Here is a 20864-nt window from a genome sequence, read left to right on the forward strand (position 1 = left end):
CTACGGGGTAGGGGTGAACGTGGGGATGTCTAAGCAAACTATAACAAAGAAAAAATTTACACACTTTCGAGTGTACAAACGGATAGTAATTCTATTTGGAATAGGCGTTTTAAGTTCTTGTTTCGGAAATTTTACTCTTGGACTGTTTATCAAAAAGTCTGCATTTATAAAAATTCTTAAACATTTTAAAAAAAAACAAGCCCCAGCATATGCCGGGACTTGTAGGGGGTTAGGAGGATAACAACGAAACTTGTCATTCAAGTTTGGAGTTGTCCATAATATAGTAATATTTTATACGAAATTAAGTTATTTGGTAAAATTTAATCAAATTAATAAAAAAATATGTTTTTGGTCTAGTTTTTGACGCGTAAATCGCCTGACTTGGAGTGTTGACAACTTGTCCATGGGATGTTTTGTAGGGGCAATTCTTTTTTTCCTGCATAGAAATATCTTTTAGGATGTGGTTGGTATATCCGTGTGGTAACGGAAAAAGCGAGGAAGTATGGCTTTTAAGCATGTTTTTGGTGGCGCAGTTCTGGCTTGCGCATCTATCTTTGGCCTGGCTCAGGCTGCGACTCAGGCTACCTTTTATGTGGCTCCCGATGGCAGTGATGCCGCGAAGGGTACCAAGGACGCCCCTTTTAAGACGATTACGGCTGCCCAGAAGGCGGTTCGTGCTATCAACGGCTCCATGACCGGCGATATCGAGGTCATTCTCCGGGAAGGTACCTACCAGCTGACCAACACCGTGAACTTTACCGAGGCTGATGGCGGTCAGAACGGCTATTACGTCCGTTATAAGGCTGCCGATGGCGAAAAGCCCCTGATTACCGGTGGTATGCCCATTACCGGCTGGACTATCCATGACGAAAAGAATAACATCTGGAAGGCCGAAAACGTAGATGGCCGTTTCCGCCAGCTGTATGTGAACAACAAGAAGGCCGTTCGCGCTTGCTACCCCAACATGGTCAACGACATGGACCATGATTTTAGGCGCCTGACCAAGGTGGACTCCGCTGGCCGCGCTTTTGATGTTTCTACCGACGATGTAAAGATGATCAAGGATGCGGACAATGTGGAAATCCACTTGATGATTGCCTGGTCCGAAAATATCCTCCGTCTGGAAAAGATTCAGAATAACGGTGGTACTTCCAAGTTGATTCCCAAGGATCCGGAACGTACCCGCCTCTTCCACCGCGCCTACCCTATGCTGGGTACCGCCTTTGCCAGCAATCCGCCCAAGCAGCAGGCTTTCTATCTCGAAAACTCCTACGATTTTATTGACGCCCCGGGTGAATGGTTCCTGGACGAAAAGGAACATGTGCTTTACTACAAGGCCCGCGAAGGCGAAAATATGGGCTCTGCAGTTGTTGTGGCTCCCCGTGTCAATACCCTGTTTAACGTTCTGGGTAAGGATACCAAGAACAAGGTGGGCTACATGGCATTCGAAGGCCTGTACTTCGGCCATTCCAATTACCTGCGCCCCAGCGATGAAGGCTTCCTGGATCTGCAGGCCGCAAACTTCAATATCGATGTCTTGGCTGACCCGGGTCGCGGAAACTGGGAAAATTTGAACAGCAATAAGTTCCTGCTGTGGCGTCCGGATGCCGCATTCCGCGTAGAAAATGCCCATCATTTCAAGGTCCAGGGAAACGTTTTCTCCCAGATTGCCGCAACGGCACTTGATTTTGTTAGCGGTACCAATGACGATATGATCCAGGGCAACGCCTTCTTCGATATTGGCGCTGCTGGTATCATGATCGGTAAGTTTGCCCAGGACTCCCTCACCGAAATTCACGAAGCCTACAATCCTACCGATAAGGAAGAAATCAGCACCCGCGATACCATCAAGAACAACTTGGTCAATAACGTAACTACGGAACATCAGGGTGCTGTTGGTATTGGCGCTGGTTACCCCCGCTTTGTGGAAATTGTCCATAACGAAATTTCCTATACGAACTACTCCGGCATTTCCGTTGGTTTCGGCTGGACCAAGAAAGAAACGGCCATGACCAATAACCATATTAACTGGAACGAGATTCACCATATTGCTCGTCTGCTTTGCGACGCAGGTCCGATTTACACTTTGTCTAACCAGGGTGTTGGTGGTGAAATCCAGTACAATTATATTCACGATAACACCACTTCCAAGTGGGCTGACTACTGGAATGTGCCCATCTACCTGGATGAAGGCACCAGCGGCTTTACCATCAAGGAAAACGTGTTCAAGAATGCCCAGGGTGGTGTAGGCCAGAACCAGGCAGGAACCAATACAATTAACCAGACTGGTGATTACTGGAACCAGAATACTGCAGACAATGCCGGTATCGAAAAGGATTTCAAGTACATCAAGGAAATCACGGAAATTCCGCTGCCCGATTTCTCCAATACGGTGCCCCAGGCTCCTTTCGGTGGCGTGGCCGCAGCTATCCCGGGCGTAATCCAGCTCGAAAACTACGATGAAGGCGGTCAGAGCGTTTCCTTCAGCGACAAGGATTTCATCAACGAAGGTAACGTATACCGCGAAGATGGCGTAGACGTTGTGGGCTATGGCTGCTCCGACACCTTGAATACCGAAGATTGCAAGGGCTATGCCATTGGTTACACCAATCCTGGCGAATGGCTGGAATACACCGTGAACGTGGCTGAGGATGGCGAATACCTGTTCCGTGCCAATGTGGCTAGCGGCCTGGATGTGGCAAGTTTCCGCCTGTTCATGGATGGCAAGGCCATTACCGATACCATTGCGATCCCCCAGGGCGAAGACTGGGTGACCTACGATACCATCGATGGTAAGACGGCGAAACTGACTAAGGGTGAACATGTGCTCCGTGTGGCCATTACCGGTACATACGGCAACCTGGACTGGATCAAGTTCGCTCTGACCGAAGAAGAACTGAACGCCATGGGTATCAAGTCGGTGAATTACGGAATCAGCTTGGATTTGAACAGCGTTGGTGCCTACAAGGTGTATACCGCTCAGGGCCGCCTCATGGGCTACGTGAATGCAAATTCCGCCCGCGAAGCTCAGAATGCCGCCCGTGCCATGATCCATGATGCCGGCATCTACATGGTGAAGGCTCCCAACGGATCCGCCTTCCGCATGAAAGTGAAGTAGTTTTTTAAGGAATGAAACATTGTTATCCCATTGACAACTTGTCAATGGGATTTCTTCTTTTTGTTGGTCGGTTAGCGGTTCCTAAAGATATTTTTATAAAAAATCATAAAAGGGTATGGTATTGTATGAAAAAGAGTTTCAAGAAGTGGATTGCTCCGGCCGCATTCGGCCTGTTTGGCTTGGGTCTCGTGCCCTCTGCCATGGCTGATAATCCGATTATCCAGACGTACTATTCCCCGGACCCGGCTCCGGTTGTGTTTGGCGATACCCTTTGCTCCTATTCCGGTAACGACGAAGGTGGTTCCTTCTTTACCATGCACGGCTGGCGTGTTTCCTGCACCACCGATATGGTGAACTGGACCGATATGGGTACGCTGATTCTGGAAGCTGGTGATTTTAACGGCAGCGCCAAGAAGAATGGCGACTGGGCTGCCCAGGTAATCCGTCGTAAGGATGCCAGCGGCAAGTACAAGTATTACTACTACGTTACAGTGGAATCAACCCGTGGTGGCCGCGCCATTAACGTGGCTGTTTCCGACACCAAGGAAGGTCCCTTTAAGGATGCCTTGAATGGTAAGCACTTGGCTGGCCCCAACTGGGACTACATTGATCCGACTGTATGGATTGATGACGATGGCCAGGCTTATCTGTACTGGGGTAACTCCAAGCTTTATTATTGCCCTCTTAAGGAAAACATGATCGAATGTGCCACCGACGTGAAACTTACCGACATGTCTAGCTTTAACGGCAAGTATACCGAAGGTCCGTGGATCCATAAGCGCGGCAACAAGTATTACATGATTTACGCTGCAAGCGGTGTTCCTGAATCTATTGACTATTCCTGGAGTGACAAGCCCACTAGCGGCTGGCAGTATAAGGGCACTATTATGCCTAGCGGCGAATCGGGTGCCGCATTTACAGTTCATTCCGGCATTGTGGATTTCCAGGGCCGTAGCTTCTTCTTCTATCATAATCAGCGCCGTGTTCCTGGTGCAGGTGGCTATTCCCGTACTTCTGCAGTGGAGGAATTCACCTGGGGTGCTGATGGTACCATTCCTACCATTCACATGACGGATGAAGGCGTCAAGACTCCTATCAAGAATCTGGACCCGTACGAAAAGGTACAGGCCGAAACCAAGGCTTGGATGGAAGGCATCAATCTAGATAAGAGCGGTGGTTATACCATTATCAAGAATGTTGAAACCGAAGGTAAGACTGTTTACCTTACCAATATGAATGCGGGTTCCTGGACTAAGGTCCGTTCTGTGGACATGAGCATGGGTGCCGATGATATTGTGGTCTGCACCAAGGGCGGCTCTGGTGTGATTGAACTTCACTCCGGTTCTGCAACTGGTCCGCTGATGTCTACCATCGAGGTTCCTGCAAGCACCGATTGGCAGGAAAACTCCTTTAAAGTGACCGGTGCCGAAGGCATTGGAGACTTGTATTTCGTATTTAAGTCGGGCAACTTCAAGTTTGACTACTGGTACTTTGAAACTTCTGCAACCGCTGTTCCTCAGGAACCGTATCTGGGTGCTGCATTCGCAATTCCCGGTAAGATCCAGGCCGAGAATTTCGACAAGCCGGGTGTGGGTCGCGGTAACAGTTCCTACATGGACAAGGATGCTGAAAACCATGCTTGCTCCGGAGACGATCTTTCTGAATGTTCCGACTACCGTGATGGCACTGGCGTTGATATTTACAAGAAGAAGGATGGCCGTATCGCTATCGGCTTTATCCAGGAAGGCGAATGGCTGGAATACACCGTGGATGTGGCCAAGGATGGTGATTACACCATGTATGCTGCGGTGGCATCTGCAGGTGGCTCTACCTTCAAGCTTTCTATTGACGGTGAAGATATTACCTCTGACGTAGAAGTTCCCGCCGCCAAGGAAGAAGGAAGTTACAGCGAATACGCCAAGGCAAAGGCCAATGTGAAGCTGACTGCGGGTAAGCATATTCTTCGCTTTACCGCTACCGGCGACTGGTTCGATGTGGACTACTTCAACTTTGAATCTGGCAAGGATGCTGAAGACAGCTCTCCCATAGGTAATGAATCTAATGATGAGGAAGTCTCTATTGGATCTCGTGTTCAGTTCGTCAAAATTCAGCCGGCTTCTTATGAAGTGTTTAGCATGAACGGCAAACTGATTGGCAATGTGGAATTGTCTGCAACCGAGGCTGTTTCCATTTCGCAGGAAATGAAGTCTGCAGGATTTGTTCGCGGTGTATACCTGCTTCGTGGCGTAGGCGTTAATGCCATGCAGAAAGTTCAGGTGAAGTAAAAATCTTTTGATACTCCGAAAGGGAGTTTTGGGGAAAGTCTCAGTCTTCGGACTGGGACTTTTTTTTGTCCATAATGGACGCTTTTGGACAATCTGTCAATGAGATTTTCACAACAGATATTTCGCTACCTCTTTAAAAGGGGTATTTTTTTATTGGTTGGTAATAAAGCGAGGACCTTATGAAAAAAGGATTGGTTTTGTGTGCTGCATTGGCTTCTGCCGCAGCGGTTATGGCTCAGCCTAACAATGAATGGAATGGCAAGCCCACGGTGTTCGGAGTAAATACTCTTACACCCCATGTGACTTCCATGCCTTACAGCACTTTGGAAGAAGCTCTGAAAATGGACCGTCGTGCTTCTGAATGGTATCAGACCTTGTCTGGCACGTGGAAGTTCTTTCATGTGAATGCACCTGCTCAGCGTAACAACGAATTCTACGGCGATACCTACGATGTTTCCAAGTGGGACGATATCCCGGTTCCTGGTAACTGGCAGATGTATGGTTACGATCATCCCATTTACAGTAATGTAATTTATCCCTGGAGCAAGAACGACTGGATCAGCCCTCCCGAAGCTCCCACCAAGTTCAATCCCGTTGGACATTACCGTCGTGACTTTACCGTGCCCAAGGCTTGGGACGGCAAGCGTATCCGTCTCCATTTCGAAGGCGTGGAATCCGCCTACTATGTCTGGGTGAACGGTAAGTACGTGGGCTATAGCGAAAACTCCTTCACCGATCACGAATTTGATATTACAGACAAACTTCGTAGCGGTACCAACAATATTTCTGTGCAGGTGTTCCGCTGGTGTGATGGCTCCTGGATGGAAGACCAGGACTTTATCCGTCTGGCCGGTATTCATCGCGATGTCTATATCTATGCTACTCCCAAGACTCACATTCAGGATTTCCAGGTCAATGCGTCCCTGGCTAGCAATTACAGCGATGGTACCTTGGATGCAAGCGTCTGGGTAAGAAATACTAGCGGTTCTGCATCCGGTTCCTACACTTTGGAAATGGGCGTGTATAATGCCGCCGGTACCGCTGTGGCTACCGACAAGGCTACTGTTTCTGTTGCCGCCGGTAAAGAAGAAAAGGTTTCCTTCAGCAAGACCATTACTTCTGTCAAAAAGTGGGCTTCTGAAACTCCCAACCTGTATACCTTTGTGTTGACCCTTAAGGATGGCTCTGGCAAGACCGTGCAGGTGGAAAGTAACCGCATCGGTTTCCGCAAGGTGGAACTTAAGAAGGATGGCAACGGCATTACCCGTTTCTATGTGAATAATTCTCCGGTGATCTTGCGCGGTGTGGACCGTCACGAAATCGATCCGGATTATGGTCATACCATGAGCTATGAACTGATGGAAAGGGATGTCTTCCTGATGAAACAGTTCAATATCAATGCTCTCCGTATGTCTCATTATCCCAATGACCCCCGTATGTACGATCTTTGCGACAAGTACGGCATCTACGTCATTGACGAAACTAACCTGGAAACTCATGGTGCCAACGATAAGGTTCCCAAGAGCGATGACAACTGGCGTGCCGCTTCCGTGGAACGTATCAGCTCCATGATCCAGCGCGACAAGAACCATCCTTCTATCTTGATCTGGTCCCTGGGTAACGAAGCCGGCTGGGGTAACGTTTTCGGCACCATGCAGGAATATGCCCATCAGGCTGACGCTTCTCGTCCGGTTCATTACGAAGGCGACAACGACCACGCCGACGTGAATAGCTGTATGTATTGCAGTGACTGGACTGCAGCCACCTACAATAACAATAACAAGCCCTGGATGCTTTGCGAATACGAACATGCCATGGGTAACTCCGTAGGCGAACTGAAGGAATACGTGAAGGCCTTCTATGATAATCCCCGCGTATTCGGCGGATTCATCTGGGACTTTATCGACCAGGGCCTCCGTCGCAACGGAACCAAGTACTTTAACTTTGGCGGTCTCTGGGGTGATGAACCTAACGATGACAACTTCTGCGCCAACGGCCTGGTTTTCCCGGATCGTAGTCTGCAGCCCGAAATGTGGGAAGTCAAGCACCAGTACCGTAACGTAGTGGTTCACGCCAAGACTCTGGAAAAGGGACTTGTAGAAATCGAGAACCGCTTTGACTTCGTGAACCTGAAGGATTACGCCAACGCTGTCTGGACCTTGAAGGAAGACGGCAAGGAAATCGCTACCGGTAAACTTTCTGGCTCTGACTTGGATGTGGCTCCCTTGGCCAAGAAGGAAGTGACCATCAATTTCAAGAAGCCTGAATTGAAGGCCGGTTCCGAATATATGCTGGATATTGATTTCCAGTTGAAGAATAAGGAAGACTGGGCTGATGCGGGTTTCAGCATTGCTCATGAACAGTTTGCCGTTCAGCTGGGTCAGGGTGATATTCCCCAGGTGGATTACTCTAGCCTGCCCAAGCAGAAAGTTTCCGAAGGTTCTGGCAAGACAACCATTGATGGCAGCGATTTTTCCGTTACCATCAATATGGATAATGCAACCATTGAAAATTACAAGTTGAATGGCCTGGAATTGATTCAGCAAGGTGGTGTGCCTAACTTCTGGCGTGCACCTACCGATAACGATAAGGGCTACAATATGGAAAAGGTTAGCGGTGTCTGGCGCAAGGCCGGTAGCTCCCGCAAGGTGAACAGCTCCAAGGTGACCAAGGTCGACGAAAATGAAACTCGCGTTGACTTTAACCTGGGAATTTCCGCCGGCTATTCTACCATGACCTTGAGCTACACCATTTACGGTAGCGGCGATATCCTGGTGGACTACACCCTTACTCCCGATGCCGCCCAGCCCGATATTCCTAACGTAGGTACCCTCTTCACCATTCCGGGTGGATTTGAAAAGGTCCAGTGGTATGGTCGCGGCCCCAGCGAAAACTATGTTGGCCGTCGTGAAGGTAGTTATGCCGGCATCTATTCTGCAAATGTAGACGATTTCTTTGTGCCTTACATGGAAGTGGGCGAAACCGGTCAGCGTAGCGATGTAAAATGGATGATGCTCACCAACGCTCAGGGCAAGGGCCTTATGGTTGTGGGTTCTCCCCGCATGGAATTCAATGCTTTGCATTACACTCCGGAACAGCTGACCGATGTAAAGCTGCCCTGGGATCTTAAGCGCGATAAGGAAATCACTCTCCGCGTTGACCTTCAGCAGATGGGCCTCGGTGGCACAAATAGCTGGGGCGCAAAGCCGCTCAGTTCCTACATGATTGGTGCCAAGAATACCTACAAGCATAAGTTCCGCATTTCTCCGGTTCGCGGTCTTATGGAAGATCCTACCGTGTTGGCAAATGTTGGTTTCCCCAACTTAGAAACCAGCAAGGTGATTAACGCCAAGTATCCGACTATCGAGTACGGAGAGGTTCAGCAGGAAGCATTCGTTGAACATGTCTTCCCCTGCACCATCCAGATGGAAAATTACGACAAGGGTGGTGAAGACCTGAGCTTCCATGATGTGGATATGGAAAACGAAGGCGGCCTCTATCGCGAAGATGGAGTGGATATTGTTGGTGTCGGTTGCGATGCGAAGGGCTCGAACTGCACTGGTTATGCCGTGGGCTATACTCAGCCTGGCGAATGGCTGGAATTTACCGTAGACGTGAAGACTGCAGATGATTATCTGTTCCGTGCTAACGTGGCTAGCGGCCTTGAAGGAAGTGGCTTCAAGCTGTACGTTGACGGTAAGGCTGTAACGGATACGGTCAAGGTCCCCAAGGGCAATGACTGGGATACTTACGGAACTATCGATGGAAAGATTGGCAAGGTATCCGCAGGTAAGCATGTGATCAAGGTTGAAATTACTGGCGCCTACGCAAACATTGACTGGATCCGCTTTGATACGACTGAAGAAGGCCTGCCCATTCGCAACCCGCTGAAGTTGGACGTGGCAGAATCCCAGGACTTCTACGTGTTCAGTGCCAAGGGCCGAATGTTGACGAAGGTGAATGCGGCTGACTTGAACCAGGTCCGTGAGGAATTGCAGGTTCGCGGCATGCAACCCGGAGCCTACATTATTCGCAGTGCGGATGGTAACGTAAAGCAGTTGATCAAGATTATGAAATAAAATTAGCGGAATCTGTATACGCCACACCCATAGCACTTCGAGAGAAATTTCGAAGTGCTTTTTGTTGTTAATGGGCTTTGACAATCTATCCATGAGACTTTGTAAATGACGTGGGTAAAATGCGTCATACAGGAATATTTTTACAGAGAAAAATTAAAGGGAAAGAGGTCCATATGTTTTCTAAAAATTTGTTGTTTGGTTTGGGTTTGAGTCTTGCCGCTCTTTCCTCACCGATGTTCGTGGCATCTGCAAATGCTGCGCCCGAAACCTCTCACGTTCTTTGGTACAACCGTGATGCCGGCGATGTGTTCACCGATGCGCTCCCCATTGGTAACGGCTACATGGGCGGCATGGTCTATGGCGGAGCCGGCAAGGATATCATCGGACTGAATGAAGGTACCGTATGGAATAGCGGTCCCGGTAGCAACAATAAGAGTGGCTCTGCAAGCAAACTGGGTCAGATCCGTAACGCCCTTTTCTCTGGCGACTACAAGACTGCTGAAGATGTAACTGGCAGTTTTGCCACCTATGACATTGCTGCATTCCAGCCTGTTGGTGACTTGGTGATCAATACTGGCCACACCGCTTCTGACTATCGTCGTGAACTGGATCTTGAGACCGCAACGGCAAAGACTACCTATACGGCAGGCGGCGTAAAGTACACCCGTGAATATTTTGCCAGCTATCCCGACAATGTGATTGTGGTCCGCCTGACCGCAAGCGAAAAGGGTAGGGTTGGTTTTAGTGCAGGTCTAACTACGCCTCACAAAAATAATAGTGTGAAGAATGTGGGCTCCAACACCCTCACCATGGATGCGACCGTCAACTCCATCAAGTTCCAGACCCGCTTTGTGGTGCAGACTGATGGCGGTACCGTTTCTGCAGGCAATGGAACCGTCAACGTTTCCGGTGCAAATTCCGCAACCATCATTTTGAATACGGGTACGAATTTCGTTTCTTTCGATAATGTGACCGCAGACCCCGCTGCCCGCGCCGAGGCCACCATCAAGGCTGCTAGCGCCAAGACCTACGATCAGCTGCGTTCCGCTCATCTTAAGGACTATCAGGAATTGTACAATCGTGTGCGTCTGAACTTGGGCGCTGCCGCTTCTAACGCAGGTGATATTACTACCAGCCGCGTCAAGGCTTTCAACACTACCGATGACCCTTCCTTTGTGGAACTTTACTACCAGTTTGGTCGTTACCTCATGATTTCCAGCTCCCGTAAGGGCGGCCAGCCCGCAAACCTTCAGGGCATCTGGAACAAGGATACTTCTCCTATGTGGGGTTCTAAGTACACCACCAACATCAACCTTGAAATGAACTACTGGATGGTTGAATCCGCCAACCTTCAGGAATGCGGTATACCTCTGTTCGACAAAATCAAGGCTCTCGTCACTCAGGGCTCCAAGAGCGCCAAGGAAATCTGGGGAACGGACCGCGGCTGGGTTGTCCATCATAATACTGACCTCTGGAACCGTACCGGTCCCGTAGATGGCTCCTGGGGCGTATGGCCTTCTGGCGCAGGCTGGCTTAGCACCCACCTGTGGGAACATTACCTCTATACCGGTGATAAGCAGTTCCTGAAGGACGCCTACGAAACTATGAAGGGCGCCGCAGAATTCTACCTCACCACTATGGTTGAAGAACCGAAGAGTGGCCATAAGTATCTGGTAACCGCACCTAGCGATTCTCCCGAAAATACACACGGTGGTTACAATGTCTGCTTTGGCCCTACCATGGATATTCAGATCGCCCGCGATGCCTTCAACAATGCCATCGAAGCTTCCAAGATTTTGGGCGTTGACGCAGATCTTCGCGCCGATTTTGAAGCGGCCGTGAAGAAGCTTCCGCCTAATCAGATCGGTAAGTATGGCCAGCTTATGGAATGGTTTGAAGATTGGGATGATCCTAAGAGCGATCACCGCCATGTTTCTCACCTTTACGGCCTTTTCCCCAGTGCCCAGATTTCTGTAGACGGCACCAAGGAAGAAGCGGAAGCTGCAAAGACTACTTTGACCCAGCGCGGCGACAATGCCACCGGCTGGTCTCTGGCCTGGAAGATTAACTTGTGGGCTCGTTTGCAGGATGGCGATCATGCCTACAAGCTGGTCCGCAACCTCCTTACACCGGACCGTACCTACAATAACCTTTTTGACGCACATCCGCCTTTCCAGATTGATGGTAACTTCGGTGCCGTTTCCGGCATTAACGAAATGTTCATCCAGAGTCAGGGCGGCAAGATCCGCGTTCTGCCCGCACTTCCTTCCAAGTGGTCTAGCGGCAGCATCGCAGGTCTCAAGGCCCGCGGCGGAATCACTGTGGATTCCCTGGCCTGGAATAACGGCAAGTTGACTTATCTTGGCCTTAGCTCCACCAACAAGGATAATCTGACCATCGAATATAACGGCAATATCGCCAGCACCACCACCATGGCGGGCGGCAAGTACGAATTCGACGGTAACTTGAAACTGACCAACGAACCTTTCGAAGCCGTGGCCATTCCCGCGACCATCGAAGCGGAAGATTACGTGGCTATGGACGGTGTGGTTATTGAACCCGATGAATCCGGCGAACCCAATATCGGCTGGATCGAAGACGGCGACTGGTCCGAATACTTCGTCAAGGCCCCTGTTGCTGGAACCTACACTTTGAAGGTCCGCGTGGCTTCCGGTTCCGAAGACGAAAGCACCATTACGGTGACCGACGAGGCTGGCAAGAAGCTGGGTGTTATTACCGTTGATCCTGCAAAGACTAGCGGGTGGAATGATTGGTACGAAGAATCCACTTCTATCGAACTCCCTGCCGGCGAACAGACTTTGCGCTTTACCTACAACGGCGAAGGCTTCCTCATGAACGTGGATAAGTTCTCCCTGGAAGGCGATCCCACCGCTATCGGCACCGTTGCCTCCCAGCGCTTCAACTCCCTGGAAGTGTCCCGCGTGCCTATGTCCAACGCCTCTATTGCTCTCATGGTAAAGGCCCCTGCTGGCGAAAGCTACACCGTGCGCCTCCTGGATGTGGATGGCCGTCAGGTGGGAATCTCCCGCGGCATTGGCGGTTCCTCCAACCTGGTGGAATTCGGTGTGAGCGAGGCCCTGGCACAGGGAAATTATGTCGCCATTGTCCGCTGCGGGTCCCGCCAGAAAGTCCTTCGCCTTTCCGCCTTTTAAACGCCAATTCCGTAATCGGTTGGAAAAGCAGGAAAAATAATGTCGAAAAGAAAATTCCCAGGTCAAGGACCTGGGAATTTTTAAATGCACCTTTTATTGCGCTTCGCGCCGTACCTAAGGCCGACTAGGGCTGGTTACGGCCGATGCTCTAGTTACGGCATGGTGAATTGCTTCAGGAAGGCCCAGCCGATGCGGGCGCAGCCTGCTTCGTGACCGTTGCCAGTGCAGGTTCCTCCTAGCTTGTCTATACAGAGTCCCACCTTTACGCCACTGGCGCAGTTCTCGTACATCTGGCAGCCGTTTTCGGGAGTGGAGCCCTTTGGGGAACCGGTGCACTGGTTCATGGAGGCCCATTCCTTAAAGTTGTTTTCGGCGCCAAGGAAGGTGATGGGCTTGCCCGGTACTACGCTGGAGTAGCCGCCATTGTAGCTTACGACATTGTCTCTTGTTCCGCGGAAGTTCAGCACGGGAATGGGACGGCTAGGCTTGCAACCTCCGTTCATGCCGTTCTTGACGACTTCTTCGGAAAGGTCCATGGAGGCGGGGGCCACTGCGGCGTAAATATCGGCCATCTTGCAGGCTGCATAGTTGGACATGCCGCCGCCCATGGAGAAGCCCACGGCGTAAATGCGCTTGGAGTCGATATAGACTTCCTTCTTGGCTTCCTCAATAAACTTGCGGCTGAAGGTGACATCGTCTGCATCGTTGCAGCAGGGGCCGACGTTCCAGGCATGTCCCATGAATCCGCCGGCGCTTGCTTCACCGTCGGGGTAGATGATGATTACCTGGTCTGCCTGGGTTTCGCTTTCATAAGTCTTGCTTCCTGCCCACTGGTCAGCGTTTCCGCCAATGGGGTGGTAGTCCACAATCAAGGGAACCGGCTTGTCGCCCTTGTAAGTGCTGGGAACGTGAATAATGTATTTGCGTGAACCGATCGTCCTGTCGTAATTTCCCGGGGCGAGCACCTTGGAGGGCTTCACGTCTACAGCGGCGCTGCTTGACGATACGACCGGGGTAACATTGCTGGAGCTGGAAGCAGGCGGGACAACCCCGGCGCTGGAGGTGGGGATGGGGTCCGCCTTTTTCAGTACGATCTTCACGCCGGTTTCTTCATCCGATGTCATTTCGTGATAAGTCAGGCCGTATCCGTCCAAGGTAAAGGTAAGGGTAGGCAAGGTTTCGCCGTCCTTTTTCAGAACCTGCCTTGCGCCATCCTTGTTCAGCACATAATTGCTGCTGGTTCCATTGGAGGAAACCTTTAGGATCATCATTTTCTGGTTGGAGAACTTCTGCAGGTCTATTTGGGCGTTCGGGGCGTTAAATTCCTGCTGGAAGGCCATCTTTCCCAGGGCGTCCATTAGGGAAACCTTGAAATTTGTGCCACTTTTGTTTGAGATATTCAGTACAGAACCCTGATAACGCACGGCAAGCTTGGCCTCCTTGAGGCCGAAGTCCGCAATTCCCGTCTGCCCGTCGCTGGAAAGTCTGAATTCCCCTTCCGCGTTGGTGACTGCGGACACCCCTGCCACGTTAAAGGAGGATATTGATACCCCCGGCAGACGTGCTTCGCTTTCGTTGACGACGTAACCGTCAATGCTCCAGGCAAAGGCCATGCTTGCCAGAGAGCTAAAAAACAAACCCAGTGCGCCCTTTCGGGCTACACTGCCTAAATCCATCTTGTGGATATGCATAGCTACTCCTTGATAAGGGAGATCTCCCCAAAAAAAGGAACTTTCTCTCCCAGTATACAATAATACGATGTGGAATAGTAAAAAGCAACAACATTATGGGGGAATCGGGTGAATTCGTTGTATGTTTTAACAACAGGTTTTTGGTGTAAAAGTTCCCGAAATGTTTTTTTTCGCTTAAATGTGGACTATTCGTCCACGCTGCCTATTTTTTTTGAATGTGTTTTTACGTCAGAACTAGGTAGTTTAATAGAAAAAAGAAAAGGATTTGGTTTATGAAAAAGTACATCACTATTGCAATTGCTGGCCTTGCGGCAGCTACCATTTCCCATGCAGCCCTTGCCGATGGCGGTGCCAAGTTTCTTGGCAATATCACCACTAAAGGCGATATTCGCAGTGACATGGGTACCTACTGGAATCAGATTACGGCTGAAAACGGCTGTAAGTGGGGCTCTATCCATTCTCTTGACGCACAAGGGAAAAGTCAGTTTGCATGGGATAACTACGACAAGTGTGAAGGAGCCTATAATTGGGCCAAGGAAAAACCGGGTGAACGTTTCTTCAAGTTCCATGCCCTGGTTTGGGGTTCCCAGTATCCCAGCTTCCTTTGCAAGGCCAAGAACTCCAGCATCACCGTAGAAAAGACCAAGCAGTACATCACTGAATGGTTCGATGCTGTTGCTGCCAAGTTCCCGGACCTGGAATATATCGATGTGGTGAACGAAGCTATTTGGTCTGGTAACAATTATCATTCCGGCTATAAGCTCCCTGCTACGGGCGCCGAAGGCGTCAGCACCGACGATGCTGCTTGCGGTGGCTCCTATATTATCGAAGCTCTTGGTGGTGATGATGTTGTCAATGGCAAGCATCAGTATAACTTCATTACAACGGCCTTCAAGATGGCCCGTGAACGTTGGCCCAAGGCTGTTCTGATTTACAATGACTACAACACCTTGCATTGGCAGAAGGATGAAGGTATTGAACTGGTGCAGACCATTCTTAAGAATGGTGCTCCTGTAGATGCCTATGGTCAGCAGGCTCACGATGCCGGCGACTTCCCCGATGCAGAAAGCTTCAAGAATGTCCTGACCGAAGTTTACAATGGTGTTAAGATTCCTCTGTTCATCACCGAATATGACATCGGTGAGGCTGATGATAACAAACAGAAAAACATTATTGCAAACCAGATTCCTTTCCTGTGGGAAACCGAATGGATTGCCGGCATTACCATCTGGGGTTACATCAATGGTTCTACCTGGCGTCAGAATACTGGTATCATGAATTCCGACGGATCGGATCGTGCATCCATGAAGTGGCTCAAGGAATACTTTGCCGCAAATCTGGACAAGGGCCAGAACACCACCGGAATGGGTGGCGGAGTGCCTGTGGACCCCGTGGCCCAGCAGCCGTTCCATGAAGTTGCCATGACCGTGCCTGGCAAGGTGGAAGTGGAAGACTTCGACATTTCCGGCAAGGGCAAGGATCCGGAGACTGGCGCAAGCAACGCTTCCTACTCAGACAAGTCTTCCGAAAACGCAGGCAAGTCCACCTACCGTAGCAATGACGCCCCCTCTGTAGACCTTTACGACGAAGGTACCGGCGTTGTTCTTGGCATGACCCAGGCCGGTGAATACCTGGAATACACCCTGGACTTTGCTGAAGGCGACTATGAAGTGGTTGTAAACGCTTCTTCCGGTAACGCCACCTCCGCTTTCCAGCTCTACATCGACGACAAGAAAGTCGGTGATGAAGTGAAGATGGAACAGACCGGCGAGGGCGACTGGAGTAACTACGTTGACGTCGCTGTGAAAATCGGCAAGGTTTCTGCAGGCAAGCATGTGTTCAAGCTGGAAATTACCGGCGACTACGTGAACATCGACTACTTCAATTTCAAGGCGGATGGCGTCGATGCCGTGCTTGCTAGACCGGCGATGAAAAAGGTCCGTGCCGATTACGATGTATTCGACATGCAGGGCGTTTTCGTTGGCCGCCTCAGCGCCTACTCCATCGGTGAGGCCGTGTCTATCGTAAAGAACAGCAAGACTATCAAGGCGAACGGCATTTTCCACGTTCGTGCAGTAAAGTCTAACGTTTCCCGGACGGTTCGTATTACCAGGTAGCTGGTCCTACCCTCTGTTCACAATCCTATTAAGGCGACCCCTTGTTGACAAGGGGCCGTTTTTTTTGTTGGCTTTTTACACGCTTTAGCCCCCTTTTTACACGAAAAACGGCGTTTTTGAGCGAATTTCGCCATGGATAAAATGTCCATGGCATTTGATTTTCGGGGTGGAATGTTCCATCCTGGACGATATAGTTTTATGGACATCGGGGGGATTAACCTCTGACAATATAGGATGTGGATTATGAATAAAATTTTCTCTCTCGTTGCCGCCGGTCTTACCGCTGCATCGATCTCCTATGCAGGCCCGGGTATTGCCGATGGCGCTGCAAAGTTCGTGGGTAACATTACCCAGTCTAACACCGCTCCCGGTCCCAACGATGAATTTACCAAGCTCTGGAACCAGGCCACAGCCGAAAACGGCTGTAAGTGGGGTTCTATCGAAGGCCAACGTGGTAAGTATAACTGGGCTGGCTGCGACGCCGCCTACGATTGGGCAAAGAATAACGGTGGCCACTTCAAGTTCCACGCTCTTCTCTGGGGGTCCCAGTATCCCAGTTGGCTCGAATCCCTGAGTGTTGACGATACCAAGAAAGCTATTACCGCATGGTTCGATGCTGTCAAGGCTCATTACCCCGATATCGAAATGATCGATGTTGCCAACGAAGCTATCCGTACCGGTAACGGCCAGTACCATTCCAACTATACCAAGACCAAGATTATTCAGGCTCTGGGTGGCGACAACAACGGCGATTACCAGTTCTTGACTACCGCTTTCAAGATGGCTCGCGAACGCTGGCCCAAGGCAATCCTGATCTATAACGACTATAACACCATCCAGTGGAATGTGGACCAGGGCATTGACCTGATCAATACCATCCGTAAGAATGGCGCACCTGTTGACGCATACGGCCTTCAGGCTCATGACTTGATGAGCACTGGTGGTGGCTACAACGGCACCGGTGGTGGTGGCAACTGCCTCAACTACAACACCTTTAAGTCCACTATGGAAAAAATCCATAGCAAGACAAACAACTTCCCGATTCTCATTTCTGAATACGACGTTCCTTCTACCGATGACAACATCCAGGAACAGTGCTATAAGGAACAGTTTGCATACTGGATGGAAGATCCCAATGTCGCAGGCATCACCATCTGGGGTTACATCTATGGTCGTACATGGCTCGACTGTAACGGTCAGGCAAGCGGTTGTTCCGGCTTGATCAAGAACGGCCAGGATCGTAAGGCCATGACCTGGATGAGAAACTACTTGAAGTCCAACAAGGGCGTGAACACCACTGGCCTTGCAACAGGTCTTGTGGCAGAACCGGAACCGCAGACTCCGTTTGGCGGCAAGGCTGCAACCATTCCTGGCAAGATCGAAGCTGAAAACTTTGATGAACCGGGTATTGGCGCAGGCAATGATTCCTACTACGATACCGACAGCGGCAACAACGCCTGCGCAGAAAACAATCCTGCACTGGCTTCCGACTGCAAGTCGAATTATCGTAAGGATGCTTCCGTTGATATCAAGACTTCTGGCTCTGGCTACGTAATCGGTTGGGGCGCAACTGACGAATGGCTGGAATACACCGTGGACGTTGTCGAAGTTGGTACATATTCCCTGTTCGTTGCAGCTTCTTCTGGTAACGGCGGCAGCTACAAGCTTTCTGTCAAGAATTCCGATGGTACTTTCTCTGACCTTACCGAAACCATCAAGGTCGCTGCAGGTGCCAATGAAGATGACTACAATAGCTTTGCAAAGAATGCTGTCAATGTGAATTTCAAGAAGGCTGGCAAGCAGATCGTTCGCTTCACCATCGTTGAAGGCTACGTAGACTTTGACTATATGACCTTCGTTGCTGGCGCCGACGCAACTGACCCGGAACCGATTTCTTCCTCTGCTGTAGAAGCTCCTGCCTCTAGTGATTCTAAGACTCCTGAAGTTGGCGACAAGGAAAGCTTCGTGCAGAACCTCAAGATGGAATTTGAAACCCTCCAGAAGTTCGACGTATTCGATATGCAGGGTTCCTTCATGGGCCGTCTCAATGCCTACAGCTTTGACCAGGCAATCAATACCGTCAAGGAAAGCGATGTCAAGTTTGCAAAGGGTGTCTACTATATCCGCAACAAGGATACCAAGCAGATGACTTCCTTCACCATCGCTCAGTAAAGTTTGGGACTTCGGTCCTCAAGAATCCTAATCCAAAACACCAAACAAAGGGCCCCGTGGCGTATGTCATGGGGTTCCTTTTTTTAAGATCTCTGAGCTTGCAGAAGTGGATTCATCACTTTATACAAACAGATCGCTATAAAAATCATCAAATTTTATATATTAATTATAAGGATTGATATAATTGATAGAGCAAAAATCCTTTAAACTACGGACTTTTTTCAAAAAATGCAACTTTTTTACCTTGAAACAGTCTCGATTTTCTTCTAAATTTTGCCTCGCATTGTCCGGGACGGAGCTGTTTCGGAACATTAACGAAAAACACAAAGGATTTACATGAAGACCATTACGGTAAACCCGAAGAACGTCGAACGCAAGTGGAAGCTTGTGGACGCCGCCGAAAAGCCGATGGGCCGCGTAGCAAGCGAAGTTGCTCGCCTCCTCATGGGTAAGCATAAGGCCATCTTCTCCCCGAACGTCGACACTGGCGACTTCGTGGTTGTGATCAACGCTGAAAAGGTTGCAGTTACTGGCAACAAGAACCTGAAGAAGGAATACTTCCACCACACCGGTCACATCGCTGGTGAACGTTGGATCAACTTTGCCGATCTCCAGGCTAAGCACCCGACCGCTCCGCTGGAAGCTGCCATTTGGGGCATGCTGCCGCACAGCGCTCTCGGTCACAAGATGATCAAGAAACTCAAAATCTATGCTGGCGCCGAACATCCGCACGCTGCACAGAATCCCGAAGTCGTAGACTTGTAATTTTAGAACGGAGGATACCTCTATCGCTACCGCAAAGAATAAGAAGATCTACCGCGGCACTGGCCGTCGCAAGAACGCTATCGCCGCTGTGATTTTGAAGCCGGGTACCGGCAAGCGCACCATCAATGGTCGTGATTTTAAGGATTACTTCCATTCTGAAGTGCAGAACATGATTGCAAATCTTCCGTTCGCCATCCTCGGCAACGCTGAAGAATGGGACGTCGAAGTTACCGCTCGTGGCGGTGGCATCGCTGGCCAGATGGGCGCTGTCCGTCTCGGCATCTCCCGCGCACTGGTTGCTAACGACGCAGAATGCAAGCCTGCCCTCAAGAAGGAAGGCCTCATGACTCGCGACTCTCGTGCTGTTGAACGTAAGAAGTTCGGCCGCAAGAAGGCTCGTAAGCACTTCCAGTTCTCCAAGCGCTAATCGTTACGATTTTGCTTGGAAATTGCAAAGGCAATTTCAGGAAGCTCCCGCTCGGCGGGGGCTTTCTTTTTTTTCTCATGGGAAAATGAAAATCGCCCCTATTTTCTACCCTTTTAGCCTTTCCTCTTTAACCTCTAACCTTTAATCTTTCCCCTCTTTTTGCTATCTTTACGCCCACTCGGGCAATTACGCCTGGGGAAATAAACAATCACTGGTCTCGTAAGAGCCGCTTCGGTGGTACCAAGGTACTTTGCGGCTTAATTACCGACCGGGTAGAAATAACCGAAAAAAGGAATACTACTATGGCAAATCTGCCTTCTGTTGAAGACCTGCTCGCTGCAGGTTCCCACTTTGGCCACCAGACTCAGCGTTGGAATCCGAAGATGAAGCCCTACATCTTGGCTGAAAAGAACGGCATCTACGTTCTCAACCTGTCCAAGACCCGCGACCTCCTCGAAGCCGCTGCTGCAGCTGCTAAGAAGATTTCTGAATCTGGCAAGACCGTGCTCTTCGTTGGTACCAAGCCGACTGCTCGTCAGTGCGTGCTGGATGCTGCTGGTTCCTGCAACCAGTTCTCCGTTACCAACCGCTGGCTCGGTGGTATGCTGACCAACTTCCAGACCGTTCGTAAGTCCATCAAGAAGATCGACAAGATCGACACCATGGAACAGGATGGTACTTTCCAGGTTCTTTCCAAGAAGGAAGTTCTGGACAAGACCCGCGAACGCGCTAAGCTCCTGGACGTCTTCGGTGGCATCCGCGAAATGGTGAACCTTCCTGGCCTCATGGTCGTGACCGACCTCGCTCACGAAAAGATCGCCGTTGCAGAAGCTCGCCGTCTTCACATTCCTATCATCGGCATTTGCGATACCAACGTTGACCCGACTCTCGTCGACTTCCCGATTCCGGCAAACGACGACGCAGTGAAGTCCATCAAGCTCATCGTTGACTACATCGCTGCTAACGTTGCAAAGCGTTCTGTCGATAAGAAGGACAAGGAAGAAGCTAAGAAGTTTGACAACGGTGAGGACAAGTAA

Annotated in this window: 10 protein-coding genes; 9 read left to right on the forward strand and 1 reads right to left on the reverse strand. The window is 50.2% G+C overall.

The genetic code is table 11. From position 1 onward, the window contains the following. Window positions 1–502 precede the first annotated feature (502 nt). The 4 genes from BUB94_RS03545 to BUB94_RS03560 all read left to right on the forward strand — a co-directional run bounded on the left by BUB94_RS03545 (window position 503) and on the right by BUB94_RS03560 (window position 12655). Entirely contained in the window at window positions 503–3118 is a 2616-nt protein-coding gene (locus tag BUB94_RS03545; protein WP_073234316.1) for a carbohydrate-binding protein, read from the forward strand. 125 nt (window positions 3119–3243) lie between these two features. Continuing rightward, window positions 3244–5403 (forward strand): carbohydrate-binding protein, encoded by a 2160-nt coding sequence (locus tag BUB94_RS03550; RefSeq protein ID WP_073234318.1) that lies wholly within the window; start codon window positions 3244–3246, stop codon window positions 5401–5403. 179 nt (window positions 5404–5582) lie between these two features. After that, window positions 5583–9482 carry a beta-galactosidase, LacZ type gene (locus tag BUB94_RS03555; protein WP_254793653.1) on the forward strand — a complete coding sequence of 1300 codons (3900 nt, stop codon included), beginning with the start codon at window positions 5583–5585 and terminating at the stop codon, window positions 9480–9482. Between the two features lie 173 nt (window positions 9483–9655). Next, on the forward strand, window positions 9656–12655 hold the full coding sequence (locus BUB94_RS03560) for a glycosyl hydrolase family 95 catalytic domain-containing protein (RefSeq protein ID WP_073234325.1): 3000 nt from the start codon (window positions 9656–9658) through the stop codon (window positions 12653–12655). Between the two features lie 152 nt (window positions 12656–12807). Here the strand turns inward: BUB94_RS03560 and BUB94_RS03565 are convergent, their stop codons facing one another. Beyond that, the gene (locus tag BUB94_RS03565) at window positions 12808–14346 is read right to left on the reverse strand and encodes a PHB depolymerase family esterase (protein ID WP_083538084.1); all 1539 of its coding nucleotides are present in this window, start codon (window positions 14344–14346) and stop codon (window positions 12808–12810) included. Between the two features lie 272 nt (window positions 14347–14618). On the opposite strand from BUB94_RS03565, the gene BUB94_RS03570 reads away from it, so the two are divergent. The 5 genes from BUB94_RS03570 (at window position 14619) to rpsB (ending at window position 20864) form a co-directional block, all read left to right on the forward strand. Next, window positions 14619–16463, forward strand: a complete 1845-nt coding sequence (locus BUB94_RS03570) for a cellulase family glycosylhydrolase (protein WP_073161112.1) — start codon at window positions 14619–14621, stop codon at window positions 16461–16463. A 243-nt stretch (window positions 16464–16706) separates the two neighbouring features. Further along, the gene (locus BUB94_RS03575) at window positions 16707–18635 is read left to right on the forward strand and encodes an endo-1,4-beta-xylanase (RefSeq protein WP_073161111.1); all 1929 of its coding nucleotides are present in this window, start codon (window positions 16707–16709) and stop codon (window positions 18633–18635) included. Window positions 18636–18971: 336 nt separating this feature from the next. Continuing rightward, on the forward strand, window positions 18972–19400 hold the full coding sequence (rplM, locus tag BUB94_RS03580) for a 50S ribosomal protein L13 (protein ID WP_073161110.1): 429 nt from the start codon (window positions 18972–18974) through the stop codon (window positions 19398–19400). Window positions 19401–19422: 22 nt separating this feature from the next. After that, the gene (gene rpsI / locus BUB94_RS03585; protein ID WP_073161109.1) at window positions 19423–19827 is read left to right on the forward strand and encodes a 30S ribosomal protein S9; all 405 of its coding nucleotides are present in this window, start codon (window positions 19423–19425) and stop codon (window positions 19825–19827) included. A 302-nt stretch (window positions 19828–20129) separates the two neighbouring features. Then, window positions 20130–20864, forward strand: a complete 735-nt coding sequence (gene rpsB, locus BUB94_RS03590; RefSeq protein WP_073161108.1) for a 30S ribosomal protein S2 — start codon at window positions 20130–20132, stop codon at window positions 20862–20864.

The sequence above is a fragment of the Fibrobacter sp. UWH9 genome (assembly GCF_900129715.1).
Classification (GTDB): domain Bacteria; phylum Fibrobacterota; class Fibrobacteria; order Fibrobacterales; family Fibrobacteraceae; genus Fibrobacter.